The 22,740-nt window shown below is 53.8% G+C and carries 26 protein-coding genes; 13 read left to right on the top strand and 13 right to left on the bottom strand.

Annotated features, from left to right (window positions below):
- Positions 1–37 precede the first annotated feature (37 nt).
- The gene (locus JXQ85_RS09240; RefSeq protein ID WP_421748609.1) at positions 38–2,113 is read right to left on the bottom strand and encodes a bifunctional sulfate adenylyltransferase/adenylylsulfate kinase; all 2,076 of its coding nucleotides are present in this window, start codon (positions 2,111–2,113) and stop codon (positions 38–40) included.
- 164 nt (positions 2,114–2,277) lie between these two features.
- Positions 2,278–3,219 carry a thioredoxin-disulfide reductase gene (gene trxB, locus JXQ85_RS09235; RefSeq protein WP_421748608.1) on the bottom strand — a complete coding sequence of 314 codons (942 nt, stop codon included), beginning with the start codon at positions 3,217–3,219 and terminating at the stop codon, positions 2,278–2,280.
- Positions 3,220–3,426: 207 nt separating this feature from the next.
- Between trxB and JXQ85_RS09230 the strand changes: the two genes are divergently transcribed.
- On the top strand, positions 3,427–3,927 hold the full coding sequence (locus JXQ85_RS09230; RefSeq protein ID WP_421748607.1) for an Lrp/AsnC family transcriptional regulator: 501 nt from the start codon (positions 3,427–3,429) through the stop codon (positions 3,925–3,927).
- 6 nt (positions 3,928–3,933) lie between these two features.
- Here the strand turns inward: JXQ85_RS09230 and JXQ85_RS09225 are convergent, their stop codons facing one another.
- Positions 3,934–4,506 (bottom strand): TetR/AcrR family transcriptional regulator, encoded by a 573-nt coding sequence (locus tag JXQ85_RS09225; protein ID WP_421748606.1) that lies wholly within the window; start codon positions 4,504–4,506, stop codon positions 3,934–3,936.
- Between the two features lie 102 nt (positions 4,507–4,608).
- Here JXQ85_RS09225 and JXQ85_RS09220 point away from each other — a divergent pair, with 102 nt between their 5' ends.
- Positions 4,609–5,187, top strand: coding sequence for an NAD(P)H-dependent oxidoreductase (locus tag JXQ85_RS09220; protein ID WP_421748605.1), 579 nt, complete (start codon positions 4,609–4,611; stop codon positions 5,185–5,187).
- Between the two features lie 114 nt (positions 5,188–5,301).
- On the opposite strand, the gene JXQ85_RS09215 is transcribed toward JXQ85_RS09220, so the two are convergent.
- From JXQ85_RS09215 to lgt, 4 genes are all read right to left on the bottom strand, one after another.
- Entirely contained in the window at positions 5,302–5,445 is a 144-nt protein-coding gene (locus JXQ85_RS09215; protein ID WP_421748604.1) for a hypothetical protein, read from the bottom strand.
- 136 nt (positions 5,446–5,581) lie between these two features.
- Complete coding sequence (pgeF, locus tag JXQ85_RS09210) at positions 5,582–6,331, bottom strand: peptidoglycan editing factor PgeF (RefSeq protein WP_421748603.1); 750 nt, start codon at positions 6,329–6,331, stop codon at positions 5,582–5,584.
- A 10-nt stretch (positions 6,332–6,341) separates the two neighbouring features.
- Complete coding sequence (locus JXQ85_RS09205) at positions 6,342–7,394, bottom strand: class I SAM-dependent methyltransferase (RefSeq protein WP_421748602.1); 1,053 nt, start codon at positions 7,392–7,394, stop codon at positions 6,342–6,344.
- A complete protein-coding gene (lgt, locus tag JXQ85_RS09200) occupies positions 7,391–8,278 on the bottom strand; it encodes a prolipoprotein diacylglyceryl transferase (RefSeq protein ID WP_421748601.1) in 888 nt (295 codons plus the stop codon). The genes JXQ85_RS09205 and lgt overlap by 4 nt, the downstream gene beginning before the upstream one ends.
- Before the next feature lie 131 nt (positions 8,279–8,409).
- Between lgt and JXQ85_RS09195 the strand changes: the two genes are divergently transcribed.
- The gene (locus tag JXQ85_RS09195; RefSeq protein ID WP_421748600.1) at positions 8,410–8,649 is read left to right on the top strand and encodes an accessory factor UbiK family protein; all 240 of its coding nucleotides are present in this window, start codon (positions 8,410–8,412) and stop codon (positions 8,647–8,649) included.
- Positions 8,650–8,930: 281 nt separating this feature from the next.
- Positions 8,931–9,431, top strand: a complete 501-nt coding sequence (locus JXQ85_RS09190; RefSeq protein WP_421748599.1) for a YbjN domain-containing protein — start codon at positions 8,931–8,933, stop codon at positions 9,429–9,431.
- A 39-nt stretch (positions 9,432–9,470) separates the two neighbouring features.
- Here JXQ85_RS09190 and JXQ85_RS09185 read toward each other — a convergent pair whose 3' ends face one another.
- The gene (locus tag JXQ85_RS09185; RefSeq protein WP_421748598.1) at positions 9,471–9,842 is read right to left on the bottom strand and encodes an STAS/SEC14 domain-containing protein; all 372 of its coding nucleotides are present in this window, start codon (positions 9,840–9,842) and stop codon (positions 9,471–9,473) included.
- 141 nt (positions 9,843–9,983) lie between these two features.
- On the opposite strand from JXQ85_RS09185, the gene proC reads away from it, so the two are divergent.
- The 3 genes from proC to JXQ85_RS09170 are packed head-to-tail and all read left to right on the top strand — an operon-like array spanning position 9,984 to position 12,080.
- The gene (proC, locus tag JXQ85_RS09180) at positions 9,984–10,799 is read left to right on the top strand and encodes a pyrroline-5-carboxylate reductase (protein WP_421748597.1); all 816 of its coding nucleotides are present in this window, start codon (positions 9,984–9,986) and stop codon (positions 10,797–10,799) included.
- The gene (locus tag JXQ85_RS09175) at positions 10,792–11,130 is read left to right on the top strand and encodes a tRNA-binding protein (protein ID WP_421748596.1); all 339 of its coding nucleotides are present in this window, start codon (positions 10,792–10,794) and stop codon (positions 11,128–11,130) included. Before proC ends, JXQ85_RS09175 begins: the two co-directional genes overlap by 8 nt.
- Positions 11,127–12,080, top strand: a complete 954-nt coding sequence (locus JXQ85_RS09170; protein ID WP_421748595.1) for a 2-hydroxyacid dehydrogenase — start codon at positions 11,127–11,129, stop codon at positions 12,078–12,080. The genes JXQ85_RS09175 and JXQ85_RS09170 overlap by 4 nt, the downstream gene beginning before the upstream one ends.
- Positions 12,081–12,089: 9 nt before the next feature.
- On the opposite strand, the gene JXQ85_RS09165 is transcribed toward JXQ85_RS09170, so the two are convergent.
- Both JXQ85_RS09165 and JXQ85_RS09160 read right to left on the bottom strand, forming a co-directional pair.
- On the bottom strand, positions 12,090–12,413 hold the full coding sequence (locus JXQ85_RS09165; protein ID WP_421748594.1) for a DUF1992 domain-containing protein: 324 nt from the start codon (positions 12,411–12,413) through the stop codon (positions 12,090–12,092).
- Positions 12,414–12,501: 88 nt separating this feature from the next.
- The gene (locus JXQ85_RS09160) at positions 12,502–13,080 is read right to left on the bottom strand and encodes a thymidine kinase (RefSeq protein ID WP_421749048.1); all 579 of its coding nucleotides are present in this window, start codon (positions 13,078–13,080) and stop codon (positions 12,502–12,504) included.
- A gap of 383 nt (positions 13,081–13,463) precedes the next feature.
- Between JXQ85_RS09160 and JXQ85_RS09155 the strand changes: the two genes are divergently transcribed.
- Positions 13,464–13,922 carry a hypothetical protein gene (locus JXQ85_RS09155; RefSeq protein ID WP_421748593.1) on the top strand — a complete coding sequence of 153 codons (459 nt, stop codon included), beginning with the start codon at positions 13,464–13,466 and terminating at the stop codon, positions 13,920–13,922.
- On the opposite strand, the gene truA is transcribed toward JXQ85_RS09155, so the two are convergent.
- On the bottom strand, positions 13,919–14,692 hold the full coding sequence (truA, locus tag JXQ85_RS09150; RefSeq protein WP_421748592.1) for a tRNA pseudouridine(38-40) synthase TruA: 774 nt from the start codon (positions 14,690–14,692) through the stop codon (positions 13,919–13,921). The two genes, JXQ85_RS09155 and truA, sit on opposite strands and share 4 nt — an antisense overlap.
- Positions 14,693–14,857: 165 nt before the next feature.
- Between truA and JXQ85_RS09145 the strand changes: the two genes are divergently transcribed.
- Genes JXQ85_RS09145 through JXQ85_RS09135 form a run of 3 tightly spaced genes read left to right on the top strand, consistent with a single transcriptional unit; the run spans position 14,858 to position 17,720 of the window.
- Positions 14,858–16,270 (top strand): YcjX family protein, encoded by a 1,413-nt coding sequence (locus JXQ85_RS09145; RefSeq protein WP_421748591.1) that lies wholly within the window; start codon positions 14,858–14,860, stop codon positions 16,268–16,270.
- A complete protein-coding gene (locus tag JXQ85_RS09140) occupies positions 16,267–16,713 on the top strand; it encodes a GNAT family N-acetyltransferase (RefSeq protein ID WP_421748590.1) in 447 nt (148 codons plus the stop codon). The genes JXQ85_RS09145 and JXQ85_RS09140 overlap by 4 nt, the downstream gene beginning before the upstream one ends.
- Complete coding sequence (locus tag JXQ85_RS09135) at positions 16,710–17,720, top strand: YcjF family protein (RefSeq protein WP_421748589.1); 1,011 nt, start codon at positions 16,710–16,712, stop codon at positions 17,718–17,720. Before JXQ85_RS09140 ends, JXQ85_RS09135 begins: the two co-directional genes overlap by 4 nt.
- Here the strand turns inward: JXQ85_RS09135 and JXQ85_RS09130 are convergent.
- A complete protein-coding gene (locus tag JXQ85_RS09130; protein WP_421749047.1) occupies positions 17,707–18,108 on the bottom strand; it encodes a group III truncated hemoglobin in 402 nt (133 codons plus the stop codon). The genes JXQ85_RS09135 and JXQ85_RS09130 overlap by 14 nt on opposite strands.
- A 288-nt stretch (positions 18,109–18,396) precedes the next feature.
- Between JXQ85_RS09130 and ileS the strand changes: the two genes are divergently transcribed.
- On the top strand, positions 18,397–21,357 hold the full coding sequence (gene ileS / locus JXQ85_RS09125; protein ID WP_421748588.1) for an isoleucine--tRNA ligase: 2,961 nt from the start codon (positions 18,397–18,399) through the stop codon (positions 21,355–21,357).
- Between the two features lie 55 nt (positions 21,358–21,412).
- Here the strand turns inward: ileS and JXQ85_RS09120 are convergent, their stop codons facing one another.
- On the bottom strand, positions 21,413–21,922 hold the full coding sequence (locus JXQ85_RS09120) for a hypothetical protein (protein ID WP_421748587.1): 510 nt from the start codon (positions 21,920–21,922) through the stop codon (positions 21,413–21,415).
- 188 nt (positions 21,923–22,110) lie between these two features.
- On the opposite strand from JXQ85_RS09120, the gene JXQ85_RS09115 reads away from it, so the two are divergent.
- Entirely contained in the window at positions 22,111–22,740 is a 630-nt protein-coding gene (locus JXQ85_RS09115; RefSeq protein WP_421748586.1) for a LysE family translocator, read from the top strand.

The following is a 22,740-nucleotide window of genomic DNA, read 5'->3' as shown; positions in this document are numbered from 1 at the left end:
TTTGGGTCGCGTTTTCTTTTTGTCCGATTTTGGGGGATCAGGCTTTGATCAGGCCCATGCTTTCTAGCTTGAGGATCACCTGATGCGCACAGTGGTCGACCTCGGTGTTTTCAGTCTCTAGGCGCAGTTCTGGGTTTTCCGGAACGTCGTAAGGGTCTGAGATACCGGTGAACTCTTTAATCTTACCTTCGCGCGCTAGTTTATAGAGGCCTTTACGGTCTCGGCGTTCACATTCTTCGATGCCGGTTGCGACGTGAATTTCGACAAAGGCACCAAATTGTTCAATGTCTTCACGCACTGCACGGCGCGTTGTGGCGTATGGCGCGATTGGCGCGCATATGGCGATACCGCCATTTTTGGTGATCTCTGAAGCCACATAGCCAATACGACGGATGTTCAAGTCGCGGTGCTCTTTTGAGAAGCCAAGCTCTGATGACAGGTTCTTACGAACGATATCGCCATCCAGAAGGGTCACCGGGCGACCACCCATTTCCATCAACTTCACCATCAAAGCGTTTGCGATGGTGGATTTCCCAGAACCGGAGAAGCCTGTGAAAAAGACCGAGAAACCTTGCTTGGCGCGCGGTGGCTTCGTTTTGCGTAGTTCAGACACGACTTCAGGGAATGAGAACCATTCAGGGATTTCCAGACCTTCAGCCAAACGGCGGCGCAGTTCTGTGCCAGAGATGTTTAGGATCGTGACGTTGTCACGATCTTCGATCTCGTCGTTTGGTTCGTATTGCGCGCGTTCCTGCACGTAAACCATGTGTTTGAAATCAACCATTGTGATGCCGATTTCTTCTTCATTGGCGCGGAACAGGTCCTGCGCGTCATATGGGCCATAGAAATCTTCACCAGCGGAGTTTTTGCCTGGACCGGCATGATCGCGGCCAACGATAAAGTGCGTGCAGCCGTGGTTTTTGCGGATCAAGCCATGCCAGACGGCCTCACGTGGACCGGCCATGCGCATTGCAAGGTTCAAGAGCGACATGTTTGTGGTCGAAGAGGGGTATTGATCCAGAACCGCCTCGTAACAGCGAACGCGGGTAAAGTGGTCCACGTCACCAGGTTTGGTCATGCCTACAACTGGATGGATTAGAAGGTTAGCCTGCGCTTCTTTCGCAGCCCGGAACGTCAGTTCCTGGTGCGCGCGGTGAAGTGGATTGCGGGTTTGGAAGGCCACAACCTTGTGCCAGCCCATTTTGCGGAAGTAGGCGCGCAATTCGTTGGGTGTGTCGCGGCGCGCTTTAAAATCATAATGCACAGGCTGCTGGATGCCCACAATCGGGCCGCCCAGATAGATTTTGCCTGCTTGGTTGTGCAGGTAGTTCACGGCTGGGTGCGCGTCATCATCTGCGCCGAATACTTTTTCTGCCTCGCGGGATTTGTTTGGCTCCCAGCGGTCAGTAACAGTCATGGTTGCAAGGATCACGCCCTCTTGGTCGCGCAGGGCGATGTCCTGGCCAAGTTCAACCGATGCTGCAAAATCCTCAGACACGTCCAATGTGATCGGCATTGGCCATAAGGAGCCATCCGCCAGGCGCATGTTTTCAACAACGCCGTTGTAGTCTTCTTCGCTTAGAAAGCCCTTCAGTGGGTTGAAACCACCGTTCAGCAATAGCTCAAGATCGCAGATCTGGCGTGGTGATAGGTCGTGGCTCGTCAGGTCGGCGGCTTCGACTTTCAGCTTCTGTGCGCTCTCATAAGAGACATACAGTTCTGGGATGGGTGCAAAGTTGGATTGCATGAGTTTAGCCCTTGATTTTAAAGGATTTAGACCGGAAGTGGTGCCGGTAAGTTCTGCGTGCAGTGCATCGTATTCTGCAAACTTCCGGGTGAGAAAAGCGTCTGTGAGTTTCACCTTGGTGGCGGCGCCCTTTGAGGTCAGCGCATAAGCGACCCGTTGGCGTTTGTCGTTGCTGTTTTTTTCGCTGAGCTGAATAAAGCCGGTTTCGACAGCATTCCGCAAAAGCGCATTCAGGCGACCTAATGAGATTCCCAAAGCTTCAGCCATTGCACGCTGAGAGGCCGCTGGCGCCGTATCAATCTGGCGCAGCAGTCGGAAGAGTACATCTTCCTCAGCATGGTCTGTTTTGGTCTTTGGGTTTGTCATCTGCCCGACTTAATGTCTGTTCACGGGTGAACGTATTGCATGTGTTCACGTTTGAACAAAGAAAAAAATGGGGCATATTTGCGAAAAGAACCGATGTTGCGTTCCTGCAACCGGAATCAAAAAAGCCTCCCGATTGGGAGGCTTTTGTCGTGAAGTGGGTTCACTTATTCTTGTTCTGCAAGAAAGCGTTCAGCATCCAATGCGGCCATGCAGCCCATTCCGGCCGATGTGACAGCTTGACGATAGACATGGTCTGTCAGATCACCCGCTGCAAAAACCCCCGGAACAGAAGTCTCAGTTGTGCCGGGCTTGGTCACGACATAGCCGCCCATGTGAGTCTCAAGTTTGTCTATTACCAGCTCGTTCGCCGGTGCGTGGCCAATCGCCACGAAAACACCAGCACAAGGGATTTCAGAGACTTCGCCGGTTTTCGTGTGTTTCACTTTAACACCAGTTACGCCAAGAGGCGCTTCGGTGCCGACGACTTCTTCCAGCTCGTGGAACCAGAGCGTCTCGATCTTCTCATTCTTCATGAGGCGATTTTGCAGGATCTTTTCAGCGCGTAGCTCATCGCGGCGGTGGATCAATGTGACTTTAGACGCAAAGTTTGTGAGGAACAGTGCTTCTTCGACAGCCGTGTTGCCGCCGCCAATCACAACGATTTCTTGGCCGCGGTAGAAAAAGCCGTCGCATGTCGCGCAGGCAGATACACCAAAGCCTTTGAATTTATCTTCGCTTTCCAGACCTAGCCATTTGGCGCGTGCGCCGGTCGCAAGGATCACAGCATCGGCCGTATATAGAGTGCCGCTGTCACCTTTAGCGACAAACGGACGGCTTTCTGTATCCAGCTCGGTGATGATATCGCCGATGATTTCGCAGCCCATCGCTTGCGCGTGTTCTTGCATTTTGATCATCAGGTCCGGGCCCTGGACTTCGGTGAACCCTGGGTAGTTTTCCACTTCGGTCGTGGTCGTCAATTGACCACCTGGCTCAATGCCCTGCACAAGGATCGGAGAGAGCATCGCGCGGCTTGCATATACGCCTGCTGTGTATCCGGCTGGTCCTGATCCGATGATCAGAACTTTCGTGTGTTTGGTCTCGCCCATATATCCCACCCATGTGCTTACAGTATTGCGTTAGGCAACGGATATAGCTGTGCAGGTCAAGGACGAAAACCCCTGACATGACGGCTATGCGGTCAAATCATGGTGTGCCTTGCACATGGTAAAGAAAGTATCGTGCTGAGACGTGAAACATTATTGCGCATTGACGACTTGGTGCTATAACAACTGCAAATTTCTTGGAGAAAATGCATGCCAGGCACACGCCTTGACCCCATCGACCGTAAAATTCTTGCAGAGCTGCAAGCGGACGGCCGAATGACCAATGTTGAACTGGCAAAGCGCGTTGGAATCTCTGCTCCTCCTTGCCTGCGTCGCGTGCGCACCTTGGAAGAGTCAGGCTTTATTCGCGGCTACCACGCCGATGTGGATTCTCGGGAATTAGGTTTTGAAGTGCAGGTGTTTGCCATGGTTGGATTGAACAGCCAGGCCGAAGCCGACCTCTCTGCCTTCGAAGAACTTTGCCGTGATTGGTCGCTTGTGCGCGAATGCCATATGCTGAACGGCGAAGTGGATTTCATCCTGAAATGCGTGGCGCCGGATCTGTCGACTTTTCAATCCTTCCTCACTGAGGACCTGCTGAAAGCAGAGAATGTGGCCAGCGTGAAAACCTCTTTGGTTATTCGCGACGCAAAGGATGAGCCGGGCGTGCCGTTTGATGTTCTGGAAGAGCGGATCAGCCGCACCGCCTAAGGCGCATCAGCCTACAATTAGCCAAGCTTTGAAATACCGATGCAGCATATCGCGCATCGGTATTGTGTTATGGGCTGCACAGAATTTCAGCGCCATCGCTTGGACTGAAAAGGCCTGAATACCTTCTGCCAATAGGTATGGGTCGATATCGCGCCGAAAAGGTCCACCCGCCAGCCACTCGCCGAATACCTGCCCGTGACGCTCAAAGGTTTTCGCAATCGGTCCCATGTAGTCTTCGGCTAACGAGCCGGAATAGCGCAAAATAATGTCAAAGACATAGCGTTCGCAGGTCATGAATTCCGACAGCGGAACGAGGATGTCGACAAGTTCCTCTACCGATTGGGGTGGGGATTTGGTCTCAATTTCATTTAGAAATTCATCGATCTTTTCGCCGATCAACTGATCCATCAGCGCGTCTTTGTCTCGAAAATGAGAGAAAAACGTTCCCTTCGCCACGCCTGCGCGCAGGACAACTTCTTCGACCCGTAACGCCTCGTAACCCGAGGACGCAACAATATCGCGTGCCGCTTCCAGCAGCTTTGCGTGGGTTTTTAATGTGCGTGCTTGAACCTTTGCCATACCAGCGTTTTGCCATGTTTTGTGACCACGGTCAAATTACATATTGACCGTGGTCAATATTTGGCGCTATTAAAATGACCGTGGTCAGTTATGGAGAATCAAATGACACAGAAACGGATTTTTGTTTTGAACGGGCACCCGGCCGAGACGTCGATTTCGTCAGCGCTGACTGGGGCCTATTCAGACGCGGCTAAACAAGCAGGGCATGACGTTCGGATCGCCAATTTGCACGATTTAGATTTTGATATGGATTATGGAATGGGTGGCTATAAGGGCTCCAAGCCACTTGAGCCGGATTTGGAAACAGTACTGTCTAATATCGAATGGGCAGAACACGTCGTTATTTCGACGCCGATGTGGTGGGGTGGGCTGCCTGCCAAGTTAAAAGGTCTGTTTGACCGAACTTTATTGCCTGGGAGAACATTTGACACGAAGGGTAAACTTCCGAAACCTATGTTGGGTGGGCGCACAGGGCGTGTCTTTCTGACGTCCGATACGCCAGGCTGGTATTTCCGACTAATTTACCGCAACGCTTTGATTCAACAGTTGAAAAAGCAAATTCTCGGATTTATCGGAATTAAGACGAAAGTGACACCTCTCGCTGGGGCGAGTCATATTAAATCCGAAAAACTAGAGCGTTGGGTCAAGCAGGCACAGGATTACGGCTCACAGGCGATTTAACATTTATTCTGCTGAGACAAAAAATCCCCGCTGGGTTGACCATGCGGGGAGTGTCTTGGGGGAGGTTGGAGTTCTCACTCCGGGGGAAATCTTAGGGAATTCTTTAGGTATCGATCAGGCGATCTTACGTAGTGGCATCGCTGGTTTCAGCGAGACTTTTACGGAAGCACCATTTAGACGCTTCTTGGCCCATGGCAGAACAGTTTGTTCTGTCTTGGATGTTTCAAGGATCGATTTCAAAAACCGTTGTTTACACATTTGACTGCTCCGTCTTGCCCAACCGGGATTGTTCTTGGTTCATGAACAATCTGACCCTGAATTGGGGCGCGGATGCGGCGCAATTATAGAATTTTAGCGAATTTGCAGAGGTAAAAGCGGGGCGGTGGTTTTTCGATTAAAGCCGAATGGAAGAGATCAAACGTCCGTAGTCTGCTTCCTTATTGTGCGTGGTCCGGCGATATGAAAAGAACCGGTCCGGGTCGCTATAGGTGCAATGGTGGATCCATTCGGCGGTGCCAACACCAGCCGCTTGCAGGCAAGTCAGCCCAAAGGCAGGCAGATCAAATAGGAAACGATCCCCTTTGCCTTTTATAAAGAAGCGTTCGCTGTCCGGTTGCTGGGCTGAAAAGGTGTCAAAAAACTCTGGTCCAACTTCGTAGGCTTTTTGGCTAATGGTTGGCCCGATTACTGCGACGATGTTCTCTTTTTTGGCACCAAGTCCAATCATGGCCTCAACGGTGTTGGCTAAAATCCCATCCAAAGCACCTCGCCATCCCGCATGTGCCGCTCCGATGACGCCATTGGCTTTGTCGGCAAAAAGAACCGGCTGGCAATCCGCTGTTAATATCGACAATGCAACGCCGGGTGTACTTGTCACCATCGCATCAGCCTTTGGCGCATCGCCCTGAGGACCATCGACCACAATCACATCGGCAGAATGCACTTGGTGAACCCGCGCAAGATTTGTGCTGCCCATTGCCGCCGCGACGCGTTCGCGATTGATCGTCACCATTTCACTTTGATCACTGCTTCCCATCCCGCAATTCAAACCGGCAAATACCCCGGAAGAGGCACCCCCTTTGCGCGTAAAGAACCCATGTGTCAGCGGGTCCAGATGCTCTGATGTCAAAATCTCAAGGCTCATGTATTTTCGCTCATGCTTCTACACCCGCAGGTGGGACCTGGCCGTCAGGATATAGGGCGACCACTTTGAACAGATTTCCCATTTCATCGGGGTGGGTCAAGCGTCGATGTGCTGCGATATGCTGCTCGATCTGCACTGGTTCCATTTGTTCGGCCAGATTTTGGGCTCGGGTTGTGATGCCAAGGCGTTCAAGGAAAACACCCTGCGCAGTGACGCGTGAAAACCGGCTGGGGGTGGCGGCGCAAAGCATTTCGAAATCCACATGCGCGGTCAGATCGCAATCACCCGGTATATCCAAGACGTCGACCTCTTGATGGTCTTTGATGGCTTGCATCGTGTCACCTTGGGATCGCCAATCGCCATAATCGATAATCAAAGCCGCGCCGCCATGATCCTGAATGCGCGCGCCAATGGTCTGTACGATTTGGGGCATAGCCTCGCAGATCTCGACCAACATGCCATCCTCAGTGTCTTCCAAGCGATGGCGCAGCATCGGCTGATCCGCAGCTGCCCCCATCCCAAAACACATCTGCGCGTTTTCAAAGCCAATCAGGCGCTCGCGCCATAAGTCGCCATCCCGGATGAACTGCCGAACGGGAAGCGCATCAAAGAATTCATTAGCGATGAGAAACAGTGGAGCCTCGGGCAGGGTGCTTACATCGTCGTGCCAAGTTGCCTCGCCCAATAATTCGCGCTGTTTGGCGCGCAATGCGGGAGAGGCCTCGATCAAATGCAGATCAAGAGCTGCGTGAAACCCCGGAATCTTATTGGTTGCCCGCAGTAGGTCTGCCATCAACGTGCCGCGTCCGGGACCGATCTCGGCCAGAACAAAAGAGTCTGGCGCACCCTGATCCATCCAAGCCTGTGCCAGACTGAGGCCGATGAGTTCGCCGAACATCTGCGTCATTTCAGGCGCTGTGGTGAAATCGCCTTTTACGCCAAAGGGGTCGCGGGTGGCATAGTAACCATGCGTCGGGTGCATCAGGCACTCGGCCATAAAGTCAGAGACCCGCATGGGGCCGACGGTGCGAATGCGCTCGATCAAAATGTCTTTAAGACTCATGCACCCACTTTGGCAGCGCGGCGCATCAGCCACAAGCCGACAAGTATCATCGGCAGGCTCAAAATTTGTCCCATGGTCAGTCCAAGGCCGCCAATGTGCACCGCAAGGCCCAGTGGGTTGCCGTCAGAAATGAACTGCGCATCCGGTTGGCGAACGAACTCGACCACAAAGCGTGCAACCCCATAGCCTGCAAAGAAAACACCTGTGATCCGCCCCGGCTTTTTCAGCGCATCTTTGCGCCAGGCGAGGTAAAGCAGGACGACCAAAAGTATCGCGCCTTCGAGTGCGGCTTCATAAAGCTGGCTTGGGTGACGTGCGCACAATCCTTGCAGCTGGCCGCAATTTTGTGCGTCAAATCCCGGAAAGGCGACGCCCCAAGGCAGATCCGTTGCCCGGCCCCAAAGCTCGGCATTGATGAAATTCGCCAGACGGCCCAGCAACAAGCCCACCGGCACCCCCAATGCGATGCTATCGGCGAGCGAAAGCTTCGGAATTCCATGGCGTATTGCGTAAAGCCACCCAGCAACAACAACACCCAACATTCCGCCATGAAAAGCCATACCGCCTTGCCAGACTTTTAGAATGTCACCCGGGTAGGTGAGGTAATATTCGGGCTGATAAAACAGCACAAATCCAAGGCGTCCACCAACGATCACACCAATAATGGCCCAGGTCATAAAATCCTCGACCTGCAGCTTGTTCATTGGCGCACCCTGCGCATTCCACAAGCGCGGCGTTTCCACGGCGCGCACGGTGATCCGCCAGGCGATCAGGATGCCAACAATATAAGCCAACGCATACCAGCGCAGCGCAAATTCAAAGGAACCCAAAGAGATCGTAAAAATCTCGGGTGACAACTCGGGGAAGGGGATCATGGCCTGCATGTGCGTCTGTCTGCCTCTGCTTTTGGATGACGTCAACCTTGAGGCCGCGCGTCTTTGCCCCCATATAGGGATCAAATGGAATGCCAACACCTTTGATTATGACAGGTGATTGTAACTGGAGAGTGTGACTGATGCAGACGCGCAATAAATTCATGGATGATATGTCCGCAATGATGACCAACGCGATGGGCGTGGCCCAGGGTGCCAAGGACGAAGCGGAAAACGCCATGAAGTCCTGGATGGACCGCTGGCTGGCGGATCGCGATTTTGTAACCCGCGAAGAATTCGATGCCGTGCGTGCAATGGCGCAAAAGGCCCGTGAAGAAAACGAAGCTTTGAAAGCACGTCTTGAGGCTCTGGAAGGTAAGTAGATTACCTATGGTCAGCCGGAAGGTTTTGGGGCCTCGCAGCGATGCGAGGCCTTTTTTCTTATGTTATACAATATTTTGCGAAAAACACGACAATTTGCGTTTCTGCCTGAAACAATCCACAAGAAATTGCGTTATCCACAGATATTTTACTTTACTCGCGCCTATGCTCGCCCCTACCATATCTAGTGAGAGGGGCGGATAAAAACACACCCCTTCGAGCAGGCACCAAGCGCTAGCAGACGCTGCCACGTCTCGGCGCAAACCAAGAAAGAGGTGGCGCTATGGCAGTTTCTGAGCAGTTTCTTGAAGAAGATGTTCATCCGATAGATATCGTTGAACATATTGCAGAACACCACGACTGGACCTTTGATCGTATCGCAGATGATCAAATCGCGATGGCTGTCGATGGGCAGTGGCGAACCTACTCCATCACCCTCGCGTGGTCCGACTATGATGAGACCCTGAAAATGGTCTGCTCCTTTGAAATGGAGCCTCCAGAAGATAAAATGCCTGAGCTTTATCAGGTTCTCAACAGCATCAATGATCAATGCTGGGCCGGCGGGTTTACCTTCTGGAATGATCAAAAACTGATGATCTATCGCTACGGTTTGGTTCTGGCAGGCGGCCAGGTGGCCAGCCCGGATCAGATCGACACGATGATCAATGTCGCAATCATGAGCGCCGAACGGTTTTACCCGGCGATTCAATTGGCGACATGGGGCGGTCGCTCTGTGGATGACGCGATGCAGGTTGCCATCGCCGAGGCCTACGGGCGCGCATAATTCCTTATGCTCTAAGGGGCGGTCTGAAATGGCCGCCCTTTAAGTTTCGTCTGACAACCAGGTTTCAGCGGCTTCTTTTTCGTTCAAATGAAAGCTCTTGATCTCGATGCCTGGGAAAAGAGCGCCTTCGATCTCGGCGGCTTTTTGCAACCAACCGGCATCGGTTAGAACCGCGCATCGATCAAACTTACCTAGAAGCTTAAACAACTGTGGAAGGTAGGTCATTTCCACTCCGATCGCGGCCAAGGTTGGCATGGCAAACTCTGGAATGGTGTATAGCATTTGACCATGCGCCATCTCAGCTGAGGCGTCGATCATTTCGTCCAATGCGACGCGCATATTGACCGCGTCGATTTGGCCGCTCAGTTCTATGTCGATCCGGTTTTCTCCAGCTTTCGTAACTTTCAGCATGACTGTCTCCTTTTGATGGGATCAGTTTAGACCATATTCGTGGGCATTTGCGTTGACGTAGGTCAACTGGAACGGCGCATTTCAGCCCTCGACGACCGAAGGGAAACGCGCCAAAGTGCGCCGCAAGAAAAGGAGCCTTTGATGGATATGTCATATTTGGCCGAGCACGGTTTGGTGCTGCTTGGGTGTGGAAAAATGGGGTCAGCGATGTTGGAAGGCTGGCTGAAAGACGGGCTGCCTGCGACATCTGTCTATGTGCAGGACCCGTACCCAAGCATCTGGGTCAAAGACACGGGCGTGAATGTGAATGCGCCGCTGCCCAAGGCACCTGCCATTGTGTTGATCGCTGTGAAACCTCAGATGATGGCCGAGGCGCTGCCGGTTCTGCAGGCCATGGGCAACGGGAAAACTCTATTCCTATCCGTCGCCGCCGGAATCTCTATTGCCACCTATCAAGACATTCTTGGGTCCACGACCCCAATTGTGCGTGCCATGCCCAACACGCCAGCCGCAGTTGGCAAAGGCATCACGGCGATTGTGGGCAATGATTATGCATCTGCCGCCCACCTTGATCTTGCAGATCAGTTGCTCAGCGCTGTGGGGCAGGTGGTGCGTCTTGAGGCTGAGGCACAAATGGATGCGGTTACAGGCGTTTCTGGGTCTGGTCCGGCCTATGTCTTTCACATGATTGAATGCCTTGCCAAAGCGGGCGAAGCACAGGGGCTTGGTGCGGATCTAGCGATGGCCTTGGCCAAGGCGACAGTTGCCGGCTCAGGGGCTTTGGCGGAACAGGCCGAAGAAGACCCAACCCAGTTGCGCATCAATGTCACCAGCCCAAATGGCACAACCCAAGCTGGGCTTGAGGTTCTGATGGATGAGGCCAATGGTTTGCCAAGTCTCATTACCAAAACTGTTTCGGCGGCAACCGATCGCTCTAAGGAGCTCGCCAATGGCTGAGATCACATTTAATGACTTTCTGAATGTCGACATTCGCACTGGCAAAATCGTCGATGCACAGCCCTATCCTGAGGCGCGCAAACCCGCAATTAAGCTTTGGGTCGATTTTGGCGAGGCGCTCGGGGTGAAGAAATCTTCGGCCCAGATCACCAAACATTACACGCCAGAGGGCCTGATTGGAAAACAGGTGATTGCCGTTGTGAATTTCCCGCCGCGCCAGATCGGTAAGTTCATGTCCGAAGTGCTTGTGCTTGGCTTGCCGGATTCTGATGGCGAAGTGGTCCTGCTTGGCCCGGACAAAGACGTTCCAATCGGAGGGCGTATGTTTTGAAAACTCTGTTGATTACCCGACCTTTGCCTGATCCAGTGATTGCCGCGGCGCAGGCGCATTACACCGTCACGGTGCGCCAAGATAAAACCAAAATGAGCGCTGATGAAATGCGGGCAAGCCTGCGGGATTATGATGCGGTGCTGCCCACATTGGGCGATCACTATTCTGCAGAAATCTTTGCCGATGTGCCAAATCCGCGTGCCACGGTGTTGGCGAATTTCGGTGTAGGTTACAATCATATCGACGTTGCGGCGGCCAATGCAGCAGGTTTGCAGGTGTCTAATACGCCGGGTGCTGTCACCGATGCCACCGCCGATATCGCGATGACGCTGATGTTAATGACTTGCCGTCGTGCGGGCGAGGGCGAGCGTCTGGTGCGTCGCGGCGAATGGGGCGGCTGGCATCCCATTCAGTTCCTCAGCCTGCATATGACCGGCAAAACCCTTGGTATCATTGGCATGGGGCGCATCGGTCAGGCCATCGCGAAACGCGCACATTTTGGCTTTGATATGACGATTAAATACGTCAATCGCTCTGAAAAACAGCTGGATTTTCCAGCCGAACATATTGGGTCTCTGACAGAGTTGGCCAGGCAGGTGGATATTCTGGTTGTCGCCCTTCCTGGCGGTCCCGAAACACAACACTTGATCAATGCCGACGTCTTTGCAGCCATGCAATCACACGCGATTTTCGTCAATATCGCGCGCGGTGAAATTGTCGATGAGGCGGCCCTTATTGCGGCGCTCCAGCAAGGAAAGATCGGCGGTGCAGGGTTGGATGTTTATGAGTTTGAACCCAAAGTGCCTGAAGCTTTGATTGCATTGGAAAACGTGACGCTTCTTCCGCATCTGGGAACTGCCGCCTTAGAGGTGCGAACCGGGATGGGCATGATGGCTGTCGAAAATCTGAAGGCTGCTTTAGAGGGGCAGCCATTGCCAAACGCGGTTTAATCCAGACGATCAGTCTTGCGAATAATATTTCCGTCGCGCTTCTTCTTGAATGGCGCGGCGGAGTTGGATGTCGGCAAGCTTTTTCATCTCGGTTTTGCGCGCATCAGGATCATCGGTGGCCTGCAGTACTTTCAGCTGCGCGGCTTCGGCCTGTTTCAACTCGATTTCCTTCGGGATCGCGCCGGCTTCAGCCATGATCCGAAATCCAACGTTTTCAGCAAAATCTCCATCGCCGGTTTTGGGAAGCGGTTTGCCTTCCCCTTTTAGGTCTTCGAACTGACCTTCGCGTTCAGCTTTTCGGATGTGGTATTCAGACAGAAATGAAAATTTCATGATGACCTCACGTCAGCGCCTTACCTTCATAAGATAGGGGCAGTACCGCAAGATTTTAGCCCGAGCGACCAAATGTAACAGCCGTCAGCTATTGATCCATCTCTTCGCGCCAATGGCGGCGGCATAAGGAAACATAGGTCTCGTTGCCGCCGATCTGTACCTGGGCCCCATCCTGCAAAGCCTTGCCGTCAGCGCCGCGTCGCACAACCATCGAGGCCTTTTTTCCGCAGTGGCAAATCGTGCGCACTTCGCGCATTTCATCTGCCAGGGCCAGCAGTGCTGCAGAGCCTGGAAACAGTTCTCCGCGGAAATCGACGCGCAGGCCGTAGCACATCACGGGGACATGCAGATCATCTACGGCGCGGGCCAATTGCCAGACCTGATCTTTGGTGAGAAATTGCGCTTCGTCGATGAAAACGCAGGCGGTCTTTTCTTGTGAAAATTGCTTTTCTAGCAAAGAAAATAGGTCGGTTTCGGGCGAAAACGTCTGGGCGTTTTCAGAAATCCCAATGCGAGAAGCGATTTTTCCGGAGCCGGCACGGTTGTCCAGTTGGGCGGTCAGCAAGAACGGCACCATGCCCCGTTCCCGGTAGTTATGCGCAGCTTGCAGCAGGACCGTGGACTTGCCTGCGTTCATTGTCGAATACTGAAAATAGAGCTTGGCCATAAAGGCAGATAGGACGCTCGCCACGCAAAAATCAAGCAGCTTACTGTGGATAACTGTGATCTGAATAAACGAAATCCGGATGGCCCAAAAGCCACCCGGATCCGCCTGAGAACTCGTTACTAGCGCCTGGTTGGGCTTACGCCACTGGGGATGGCCATGCGCTCTTACTTTTGCCCCTTCTCAAGCAGAAACGACTCGCGGAACAACCGAGGTGGTGCCCTTTGATATCGCTCGTCTCCCGACCCAGTGAGTTGGATGGAGTGGGATAGGATTGTCGATCAAGACAGTTTACAAATGACAAAGGTTTAAAAAGTCTTTAAGGGGAAAGACTTAATGATTTCCCCGTTTCGGGTGATGAAGACGTATTTTTTGGGGGTTGGTCTATGGCCGCGCTTGGCAGTTATCTGAAAAAACACACCGAGGCACTTGTGAAAGATGTCGGCATCGAAGCCGCGTGCAAGTTGACCGGGAAATCTAAGGCCACTTTGGGTCGATATTACTCTGAACACGAAGAGCACGCTGACCGTTTCATGCCGGTTGATGCGGTTGCCGCCTTAGAAGAAGCGGCGAGCTTTCCGCATGTCACGACGGCTTTGGCAGAGCTGAAAGGCATCACGCTAAGCTTTGATGAACGTCGCAAAAACCAGCCTGATTCCGGCGGCGTAAATGCTGATGTGATCGCGCTGAGCCAGCGGTTTGCCATGTTGATGGGGGAATACAATCAATCCATCGAAGACGGCATCATCACCATCAATGAAGCCAAGCGTCTTTTGAAAGAAACATTGGCGTTGCAGCAAGTCCTGTTGGACATGAAGCTGCACCTTGAAGATGAAGCGACTTAATCTGCTTTATTAAACGGATCATCCGGATAGCCAACGCCAGCAAGGTATAAACCTTGCGGCGGGCTTACGGGACCGCAGGCCGCGCGTTCTTTGGCCTCTAGGGCCTCACGCACATCTTGTGGCGTCCAAGTGCCAGCGCCAACCCGCTCCAGAGTGCCGACAAAACTGCGCACCTGATTGTGCAGGAAAGACCGTGCTCGCACGTGAAAATGCACTTCTGGACCCCAGGGCATTTCAACGCGCTCCACACGCAGCTCATTCAATGTTTTCTGCGGGCTCGCAGCCTGACAGATTGATGATCGGAACGTGGTGAAATCATGGTTGCCCAGAAGGTAGTTTGCACCCTCTTGCATCGCGTCCACATCAAGCTGGTGATTGACCTGCCAAACAAGTCCCGCCTGATGTGTAGCAGGGGCGCGACGCATGAGAATGCGAAAGAGATAACGGCGTTCCATCGCTGAAAACCGAGCATGCCAGCTTTCATTCACAACGGCGGCATCCACAATCGAAACCGGATGTGGTTTCAGATGGAAATTCAGTGCTTCTGACAGGCGAAACGGAGACCATTCCTTTTGCAAGTCGCAATGCGCCACTTGTGCCAGGCCATGCACGCCAGCATCCGTTCGGCCAGCGGCGGCAATCGTGTGTTCGCCGGGCTCAAGCTTAGACAAGGCGGCCTCGATGGCTCCTTGAACCGAAGGTTGATCCGCTTGGCGTTGCCACCCTGCGAAGGGTGCTCCGTGGTATTCGACTTTCAAAGCAATGCGCATGCCTCGCCATAGCGCTCTCGGCGGATGCGTTCAATCTCTAAACACTTACTCATTCTCGGCTAAGCGGGGAGGGTGCATGGCTTTTTCCCGCTTAGAATTGCGATCAACCCTATGGAAACCGCGCCCCTTGCTGCATATTTGCAGATAAGAACGAAAGGGGCAGATGTGATCATTACCGACTTGGCCAACGAAGTGTCACGCCGTGTAGAGGCTGTGGGGGATGGTCTATCTGAAGCGCTGTTTGAACCGGTTATTCGCATTGGCGTCACAGGCTTGGCGCGGGCTGGTAAGACGGTGTTTATCACCTCGCTTGTATCGAACCTTCTGGACCGAGGCCGCATGACGCAGGTTGCGGCCATCGCAGAAGGGCGCGTGTTGGGGGCTTATCTGCAGCCACAGCCTGATGTGACCGTGCCTCGGTTTGATTATGAAAACCACCGCGCCGCACTCTTGGGGCCTAACCCGCATTGGCCGGAAAGCACACGCGCAGTCAGTGAATTGCGTCTGTCGTTGAAAGTGCAACCCGCAGGTCTATTGGCTGGTTTACAGAAGCCACGCACGGTGCACTTGGATATCGTGGACTATCCCGGCGAATGGCTGCTGGACCTTGCACTGCTTGAGAAAAGCTATGAGCAATGGAGTGCAGAGGTTCTTAACCGTTTGGCAGCACGGCCAGAAGGCACTGCGTATCTGGATGCGATCCACAATGTCGATGGCACAGAAAAGCTGGAAGAACCCAAAGCGCAGTTTTTGGCCCAGCGATTCACCGAATATCTGAACACGGCCCGCGATGCCGGGTATTATGACTGCACGCCGGGGCGCTTTTTGTTGCCTGGTGATTTAGCCGGCTCTCCTGTTTTGACCTTCGCGCCGCTTCCCGCCAGCGAGACCCCACGCCGTTCATTGGCGCGCGAGATGGCGCGGCGGTTTGAGGCCTATAAGGCCAAGGTCATAAAACCATTTTTTCAAGATCATTTTGCCCGGATCGACCGGCAAGTGGTGCTTGTGGATGCGTTGGGCGCAATTCACCGAGGCCCCAAGGCCGTCGAAGATATGCGTCAGGCTATGACCGATATCCTGTCGGCCTTCCGCCCTGGTAAAAATGCTTTTCTGAACCGGCTGCTGCTTGGAAAACGGGTTGAGCGTATTCTTTTTGCAGCCACCAAAGCGGATCATTTGCATCACCGTCAACATGGCAAGCTGACCGCCATTATGGATGCGCTGACGCGTGATGCCCGCGACCGCGCGCAATTTGCGGGGGCACGCACGCAGTCGCTGTCTTTGGCGTCTTTACGTACAACAGTTGAAGAAACAGTGGATCACAAAGGTCGCCAGCTTGATTGCGTGCGTGGGACCTTGTTGGAGGGCGGCAAACAGGCCGCGTTTTTTCCCGGGGAACTGCCCGAAGATCCCAATCATATCCTCAGCGCTGCAAAATCAGGCTCGGATCAATGGTTGCAAGATGGCTATCAATTCATGGCCTTCGCGCCAGCAGAACTCAGCCTGAAACCCGGTTTCGGTCCTCCGCACATCCGTCTGGATCGCGCGGCGCAATTCTTGATCGGAGATCGGTTATGAGCGTTCTCTTACGGCCCGCTACCGAGGCAGATCGTAAGGAGGTCGGGGATATTCTGCATGACTTTCTTGATGAAACGCCTTGGATGCCAAAACTCTACAACCGCCAGAAAACCCGCAATTTTTGCGGAACCATGATTGGGCGAGGCTGGGTGACTTTGGCCGAAGTAGATGGACAACCTCAGGCTTTCCTCGCACGGGATCAACAAGACATTCACGCGTTATATGTAAAACGCCCCATGTGCGGGCAGGGCATCGGGCACCGCCTGTTGCGTGATGCACAAATGCAGGAATTGGCGCTAGAGCTTTGGACGTTCCAATTCAACGAAGCGGCCCAGCGGTTTTATCTGCGAGAGGGGTTCAAAGAAGTCGAGCGCACCGATGGGTATGGCAATGACGAAAAACTTCCGGATATTAGGTATCGATGGGAAAGGGGCAGCTTGTGAGCACAGATAAACACAGCTCAGGACCCGTTCTGATCGAACTCGAGGAGGCGGCTCCTGCCGTTCAAGATGCACCAAATGTACCGGATGAGCTGACCCCGACACCCACGGGTCAAACCATGAAACAAGTTGTTACCCTCGGTGCACGCCGCCCATCAGCCTTATCGCGCTGGTTCTGGGGGCTTTTGTTGAGTGTGCTGGCTGCGATCCTGTCGATTTCCGCGTGGAATTTCGTGCAATCCCTGCTCGCGCAGTATCCGCTGATAGGCATGGGGTTCACAGCGCTTTTGGCAGGCCTCTTGCTGATATCCGTGGTGATTGTCGTCAAAGAACTCCTGGCCTTTGGCCGTCTGCGCAAGGTCGATAGCTTGCACCGAGCCGCCGATGCGGCCATGGCCGATGATAACCTTGACGCAGCACGCAAAGTCGCGCGCGATCTGATGGTGCTTTATGCAAGCCGGAAAGATACGGCATGGGGGCGTGAGCGGTTAAGCGAAGGCCTCAACGACACATTCGACGCGCCTGCGGTCTTTGCTTTGGCAGAACAAGAACTGCTGGCCCCGCTGGATGCCGCCGCCAGTAAAGAGGTCGAGGCCGCCGCGCGGCAGGTGGCGACGGTCACCGCTTTGGTGCCGCTCGCCTTGGCCGATGTGGTGACTGCCTTGGTTGCCAACATTCGCATGATCCGCCGCATTGCCGAAGTTTACGCTGGCCGGTCGGGCACGCTGGGTAGCTGGCGCCTAACACGAGCCGTCATGGCGCATTTGGTGGCCACAGGGGCAGTCGCAGTCGGTGACGACCTACTAAGCTCCATTGCCGGTGGTTCTGTTCTTGGTAAAATCAGCCGTCGTTTCGGCGAGGGCATGGTGAATGGGGCGCTAACGGCGCGCGTTGGCATTGCCGCCATGGAGGTTTGCCGCCCGCTTGCGTTTGCAAAACAAACTCGCCCATCTGTGCGCCAATTGGTGAAACGTGCACTGGCTGGTGTGTTTAGCTCTAGCTCAGAATAGGGGGTTGATCGCTTGGCTGGTGGACATGCTCCAGCCCCATGCGAAGTCCGCGCCCAATTCGGTGTGCAAGCGCCGAAAAAGCGCGCGCGGTGTCGGGCGGAAGCTGATCTGCCAGCACCTCGTCAAACAACCCCAGCCAATCGGAAAAATGCGTAGGCATCACGTTGCCTGCTGCCATATGCACCTGCATTGGATTGCCGGAATATGACCGCTCTTTCAGGATGCCATTGCGCCAAAACGAGGCTATCTTGGCCTCATGATCAGGCCAGTCCTCTGTTGCGATATGCGCTGCGAACACAGGGCCAAGCTCTGGGTGCTGCCGTATCCGAGCATAGAAAGCAGCGACCACTTGGTCGATCTCTTCCGCGCTGATTTCAAACAGCTGCATGGGATGAGTCACGATAGTATCCTTTTCAAGACGTCCAATTCCCTGTTCTCGCGCTTAAACTCAATGGGCACTCAACGCGAATTTTCAGCGATATGCAATGCGGCGTGTTTGCCGCTTTACCCCGATGAAACACAGGCCTATAACGCAGACATGACCCGTGTAATGGCAATCATTATTCGAATTATATACCCGGCGCTCTAAAGCTACGAGCTGCCGGGACAAGGCGTATGGGATACCGCGCCGACCCTTCAAAACTATCTGACATCTGATGACCGAAGGACGCCAAAAATGTGCGCCGATACACCTGAAAATACGCTTGATTACAAAACCACGCTCAACCTGCCAAAAACCGATTTCCCGATGCGCGCAGGCCTGCCAAAGCGCGAGCCGGAATGGCTGAAGCGTTGGAATGACATTGGGATCTACGACCGCCTGCGCGAAAAAGAAGGTCGCGAGCCTTTCACGCTGCACGATGGCCCTCCTTATGCCAACGGCCACCTGCACATCGGCCACGCGTTAAACAAAACCATCAAAGACATGATCGTGCGCTCGCATCAGATGATGGGTTTTGATGCGCGTTACGTGCCGGGCTGGGATTGCCACGGTCTGCCAATCGAATGGAAGATCGAAGAGCAATACCGCAAAAAAGGCAAAGACAAAGACGCAGTTGACGTTGTTGAGTTCCGTCAGGAATGCCGTGCCTTTGCTGATCAGTGGGTCAAGGTGCAACGTGACGAGTTCAAACGTCTGGGCATCACCGGCAACTGGGCTGATCCGTATCTGACGATGAACTACCACGCCGAGGCGGTCATCGCCGATGAGTTCATGAAGTTCTTGATGAACGGCACGCTTTATCAAGGCTCCAAACCTGTGATGTGGTCCCCGGTGGAAAAAACCGCGCTTGCGGAAGCAGAAATCGAATATCACGATCACCAAAGCCACACGATCTGGGTACCGTTTGAGATCACTTTCCTAGGTGGCGAAGGTGAGGTTGAGGTTGCTGAGGATCTGCTAGACGCGCGCGTTGTCATCTGGACCACAACGCCTTGGACCATCCCGTCCAACAAGGCCATCGCTTACAATCCAAAGATTGCTTACGGCCTTTACCGCGTGGACGCGACCGAGGAAGAAAGCTGGACCTCTGAAGGTGATCTGTACCTTCTGGCAGATACTCTGGCGGAAGATGTGCTGCAGAAATCTCGTGTGACCGAGTTTACTCGTGTCCGCGATGTCGCTGGTTCCGAACTGGACGGCGCGCTGTGCAAACATCCATTCAACGGCATGGAAGGCGCAGAAGGTTTCTGGGATTACGATGTCCCTATGATCGACGGCGACCACGTGACCGACGATGCCGGAACTGGCTTCGTGCACACCGCCCCAAGCCACGGTCAGGACGACTACGAATGTTTTGTGGCGCGCAACTGGATCGACCGCATGACGCACAACGTCGGCGAAGAATCCGAATTTCTGGCGCATGTTCCATTCTTTGCAGGCCTTCAGGTCTTTGATCGCAAAGGCAAGGAAGGCAAAGCCAACAACGCCGTGATCGCTAAACTGGTTGAGGCCGGTGGTATCATCGCCCGTGGCCGCGTGAAGCACAGCTATCCGCATTCTTGGCGCTCCAAAGCGCCGATCGTTTTCCGCAACACGCCACAGTGGTTTGCCTCCGTGGACAAAGAAGTGGGTGATGGTCGGGACAAATTGGGCAAGACGATCCGTGATCGCGCGTTGAATGCCATCGACCAAGAGGTCAAATGGCATCCGCAGTCTGGCCGCAACCGTCTGTATTCTATGATGGAAGCGCGCCCGGATTGGGTTCTGTCCCGTCAACGCGCATGGGGCGTGCCGCTGACATGCTTTACAAAGAAAGACACTCTGCCAACAGACGCTGACTTCCTGCTGCGCAATGATGAGCTGAACGCGCGTATCAAAGAGGCCTTTGAGGTAGATGGCGCGGACGTTTGGTACACCGATGGCTTCAAAGAGAAAATGCTCGACGGGATCGCCAACCCAGCGGACTACGATCAGGTCTTTGACGTTCTGGACGTGTGGTTTGACTCTGGATCAACCCATGCCTTCGTTCTGCGTGATCGTGAAGACGGTACCGAAGATGGCATCGCTGATGTCTATATGGAAGGCACCGACCAGCACCGTGGCTGGTTCCATTCATCTCTGTTGCAATCCGTCGGAACCAATGGCCGCGCGCCGTACCGCAATGTTGTGACACACGGCTTTACGCTGGATGAGAAGGGCAACAAGATGTCCAAATCCTTGGGCAACACCATTGTGCCTGAGAAGATTGTTCAGCAATACGGCGCAGATATTCTGCGTCTGTGGGTTGCACAGACCGACTACACGGCCGATCAACGGATTGGGCCGGAAATCCTGAAAGGTGTCGCCGACGGCTATCGTCGCCTGCGCAACACCATGCGTTATATGCTCGGCGCGCTGGGCAACTTCACCGAAGAAGACCGTGTCGAGCCAGCGGATATGCCGGAACTGGAGCGTTGGGTGCTGCACCGCTTAGCAGAGCTCGATCACAAGGTGCGCACAGGCTACAAGGCTTATGATTTCCAAGGTGTGTTCTCTGCGATTTTCAACTTTGCAACGGTGGATCTGTCGGCCTTCTACTTCGACATCCGCAAAGACGCGCTGTATTGCGATGGCAACACCCTGCGTCGCCGCGCAAGCCGCACCGTGATGGACATTCTCTTCCACCGCCTGACCACATGGCTCGCGCCAATCATGGTTTTTACCATGGAAGATGTGTGGCTGGAGCGTTTCCCGGAAGAAGGCAGCTCTGTTCACCTGATCGACATGCCGGATACTCCGGCGGATTGGCTGGATGAACCACTGGCAGCGAAATGGTCCAAAGTGCGCGAAGTGCGCCGTGTTGTAACGGCTGCGCTTGAAGTGCAGCGTGTAGACAAGGTGATCGGCTCATCGCTCGAAGCAGCGCCTGTTGTGCATGTACGTGACGCCGATACTTTGGCGGCCTTGAAAACGGTTGCATTCGAAGACGTCTGTATTACCTCCGCCATTGAGCTCACTGGTGACCCAAGCCCAGCCGAAGCCTTCCGTTTGCCGGAAGTTGAAGGGGTTGGCGTGGTGTTTGAGAAGGCCGAAGGGCAGAAGTGTCAGCGCTCTTGGAAAATCTTGCCGGACGTCGGGTCCGACCCAGAGTTCCCAGATGTATCGGCTCGCGATGCCGAAGCGTTGCACGAGCTCCGCGCGGAGGGCTTGATCTAAAAAATAGAAAAGGCGCTCTGATTTCAGAGCGCCTTTTTGTTGTGCTCGTAAAGTCTTAGATCAAGAGATCTTCTTCTTCGGATTCCGTGATATCTTCCAAGAGTTCAAGCGCGGCTTCTCCTGCAGCGGCTTTCTCATACAGCGCGCTTGCAGTGCCTTCACTCACAACTGTCCCGTCATCTTCGGATTCCTCGACCACTAGGTCAGGCACATCCTCGACTGGCGCAGCCTCACCATCGATGACATCAGGAACTTCATCGCCATTTGCTGCATCCAATGCCCCGATAGAGATCGTTGCCTGAACTATGGATACCGATAGGCTGAAACCATCCGGGCCGCTTTGAAAACTGGCGCTGAAAGAACTGTATTGGATGGTTGTTTGGCTTCCGCTTGCTTTTGCATCGGGTGTGCCAAATTTATCCGCCAGCTTCGCGCCAAATTTTGTACCCGCAAGATCGTCAAAATCCAGCTTGCCGTTTTCATTGGTGTCAAAACGCGAGATGACAGGATGTGGAAAGGGTCGGTGGGCGTGCCCATGCGCCATACCGTTCATAAGTCCGATCAAAGGTATTCTCCTTTTTATGATCTGCTGCCTCGGCGCAAACTTACCATAATTATGTTAAAGTGAGGTTTCGGGTCTTATTTCGAAGGCTGAACAGCGGCTATGGTTATAAATTGCACCTTGGCTCAGGTCGTTATTTCTGTTTCTGTCTGAGGGTTGGTTCAAAGGGAGCCAATAGGGAGCGGCTAGCAATGATTGATCTCGCGATTTTTATCCCGGCGTGTTTCGCCATCAATTTGGCCTTTGGGCCGAATAACCTATTGGCCATCACTCATGGTGCCCAGGCTGGAACAGGGTTCGCCCTACGCGCAGGCATGGGTCGCATTCTGGCCTTTGCGCCAATGATTGCGATTTCTGCGATTGGGCTGGGCGTAATCCTGTCTGCTTCGGCTTTGGTCTTTACGGCCATTAAGATCCTAGGTGCGGCTTACTTGGTGTGGTTGGGCATTAAGCTGTTGCGGGCATCTGCGTCAGCGGACCTTTCTGACCTAAAGCCAGGATCCCTAGAATTCCGGTCAGCCTTTCGCAGTGAGATGCTGGTGGCTGTTGGAAACCCAAAAGCGATCTTGGTCTTTGCCGCCTTTTTCCCGCAGTTTGTTGCCGTAGAGAGTTATGCGCAAAGCTATTTGATCCTTGGCGGCCTGTTCCTAGCGATGGAGGTGGTTGCTCTTATGATTTACGCAATTGTCGGCCGCTTTGCCGCGCGTGCGGCCTCGCAGCGCTTGCATTGGTTCCAGCGCGCGTCAGGCTTTGGTATGATCGGCTTTGGTCTATTGCTGCTGCTTACGCCGAAACCCGGCAATCAGGCATTGGCGGTATAG

This window comes from Cognatishimia sp. (assembly GCF_049116455.1).
Taxonomy (GTDB): Bacteria; Pseudomonadota; Alphaproteobacteria; order Rhodobacterales; family Rhodobacteraceae; genus Cognatishimia.
Note: the sequence above shows the minus strand (reverse complement) of the source record. Positions and strands in the feature narration are given on the sequence as shown.

What these genes read in the sequence shown, in the direction of transcription:
- JXQ85_RS09240 (WP_421748609.1), bottom strand. Translation starts at nt 2,113, where the DNA reads ATGACAAACCCAAAGACCAAAACAGACCATGCTGAGGAAGATGTACTC.
- trxB (WP_421748608.1), bottom strand. Translation starts at nt 3,219, where the DNA reads ATGGGCGAGACCAAACACACGAAAGTTCTGATCATCGGATCAGGACCA.
- JXQ85_RS09230 (WP_421748607.1), top strand. Translation starts at nt 3,427, where the DNA reads ATGCCAGGCACACGCCTTGACCCCATCGACCGTAAAATTCTTGCAGAG.
- JXQ85_RS09225 (WP_421748606.1), bottom strand. Translation starts at nt 4,506, where the DNA reads ATGGCAAAGGTTCAAGCACGCACATTAAAAACCCACGCAAAGCTGCTG.
- JXQ85_RS09220 (WP_421748605.1), top strand. Translation starts at nt 4,609, where the DNA reads ATGACACAGAAACGGATTTTTGTTTTGAACGGGCACCCGGCCGAGACG.
- JXQ85_RS09215 (WP_421748604.1), bottom strand. Translation starts at nt 5,445, where the DNA reads ATGTGTAAACAACGGTTTTTGAAATCGATCCTTGAAACATCCAAGACA.
- pgeF (WP_421748603.1), bottom strand. Translation starts at nt 6,331, where the DNA reads ATGAGCCTTGAGATTTTGACATCAGAGCATCTGGACCCGCTGACACAT.
- JXQ85_RS09205 (WP_421748602.1), bottom strand. Translation starts at nt 7,394, where the DNA reads ATGAGTCTTAAAGACATTTTGATCGAGCGCATTCGCACCGTCGGCCCC.
- lgt (WP_421748601.1), bottom strand. Translation starts at nt 8,278, where the DNA reads ATGCAGGCCATGATCCCCTTCCCCGAGTTGTCACCCGAGATTTTTACG.
- JXQ85_RS09195 (WP_421748600.1), top strand. Translation starts at nt 8,410, where the DNA reads ATGCAGACGCGCAATAAATTCATGGATGATATGTCCGCAATGATGACC.
- JXQ85_RS09190 (WP_421748599.1), top strand. Translation starts at nt 8,931, where the DNA reads ATGGCAGTTTCTGAGCAGTTTCTTGAAGAAGATGTTCATCCGATAGAT.
- JXQ85_RS09185 (WP_421748598.1), bottom strand. Translation starts at nt 9,842, where the DNA reads ATGCTGAAAGTTACGAAAGCTGGAGAAAACCGGATCGACATAGAACTG.
- proC (WP_421748597.1), top strand. Translation starts at nt 9,984, where the DNA reads ATGGATATGTCATATTTGGCCGAGCACGGTTTGGTGCTGCTTGGGTGT.
- JXQ85_RS09175 (WP_421748596.1), top strand. Translation starts at nt 10,792, where the DNA reads ATGGCTGAGATCACATTTAATGACTTTCTGAATGTCGACATTCGCACT.
- JXQ85_RS09165 (WP_421748594.1), bottom strand. Translation starts at nt 12,413, where the DNA reads ATGAAATTTTCATTTCTGTCTGAATACCACATCCGAAAAGCTGAACGC.
- JXQ85_RS09160 (WP_421749048.1), bottom strand. Translation starts at nt 13,080, where the DNA reads ATGGCCAAGCTCTATTTTCAGTATTCGACAATGAACGCAGGCAAGTCC.
- JXQ85_RS09155 (WP_421748593.1), top strand. Translation starts at nt 13,464, where the DNA reads ATGGCCGCGCTTGGCAGTTATCTGAAAAAACACACCGAGGCACTTGTG.
- truA (WP_421748592.1), bottom strand. Translation starts at nt 14,692, where the DNA reads ATGCGCATTGCTTTGAAAGTCGAATACCACGGAGCACCCTTCGCAGGG.
- JXQ85_RS09140 (WP_421748590.1), top strand. Translation starts at nt 16,267, where the DNA reads ATGAGCGTTCTCTTACGGCCCGCTACCGAGGCAGATCGTAAGGAGGTC.
- JXQ85_RS09130 (WP_421749047.1), bottom strand. Translation starts at nt 18,108, where the DNA reads ATGCAGCTGTTTGAAATCAGCGCGGAAGAGATCGACCAAGTGGTCGCT.
- ileS (WP_421748588.1), top strand. Translation starts at nt 18,397, where the DNA reads ATGTGCGCCGATACACCTGAAAATACGCTTGATTACAAAACCACGCTC.
- JXQ85_RS09115 (WP_421748586.1), top strand. Translation starts at nt 22,111, where the DNA reads ATGATTGATCTCGCGATTTTTATCCCGGCGTGTTTCGCCATCAATTTG.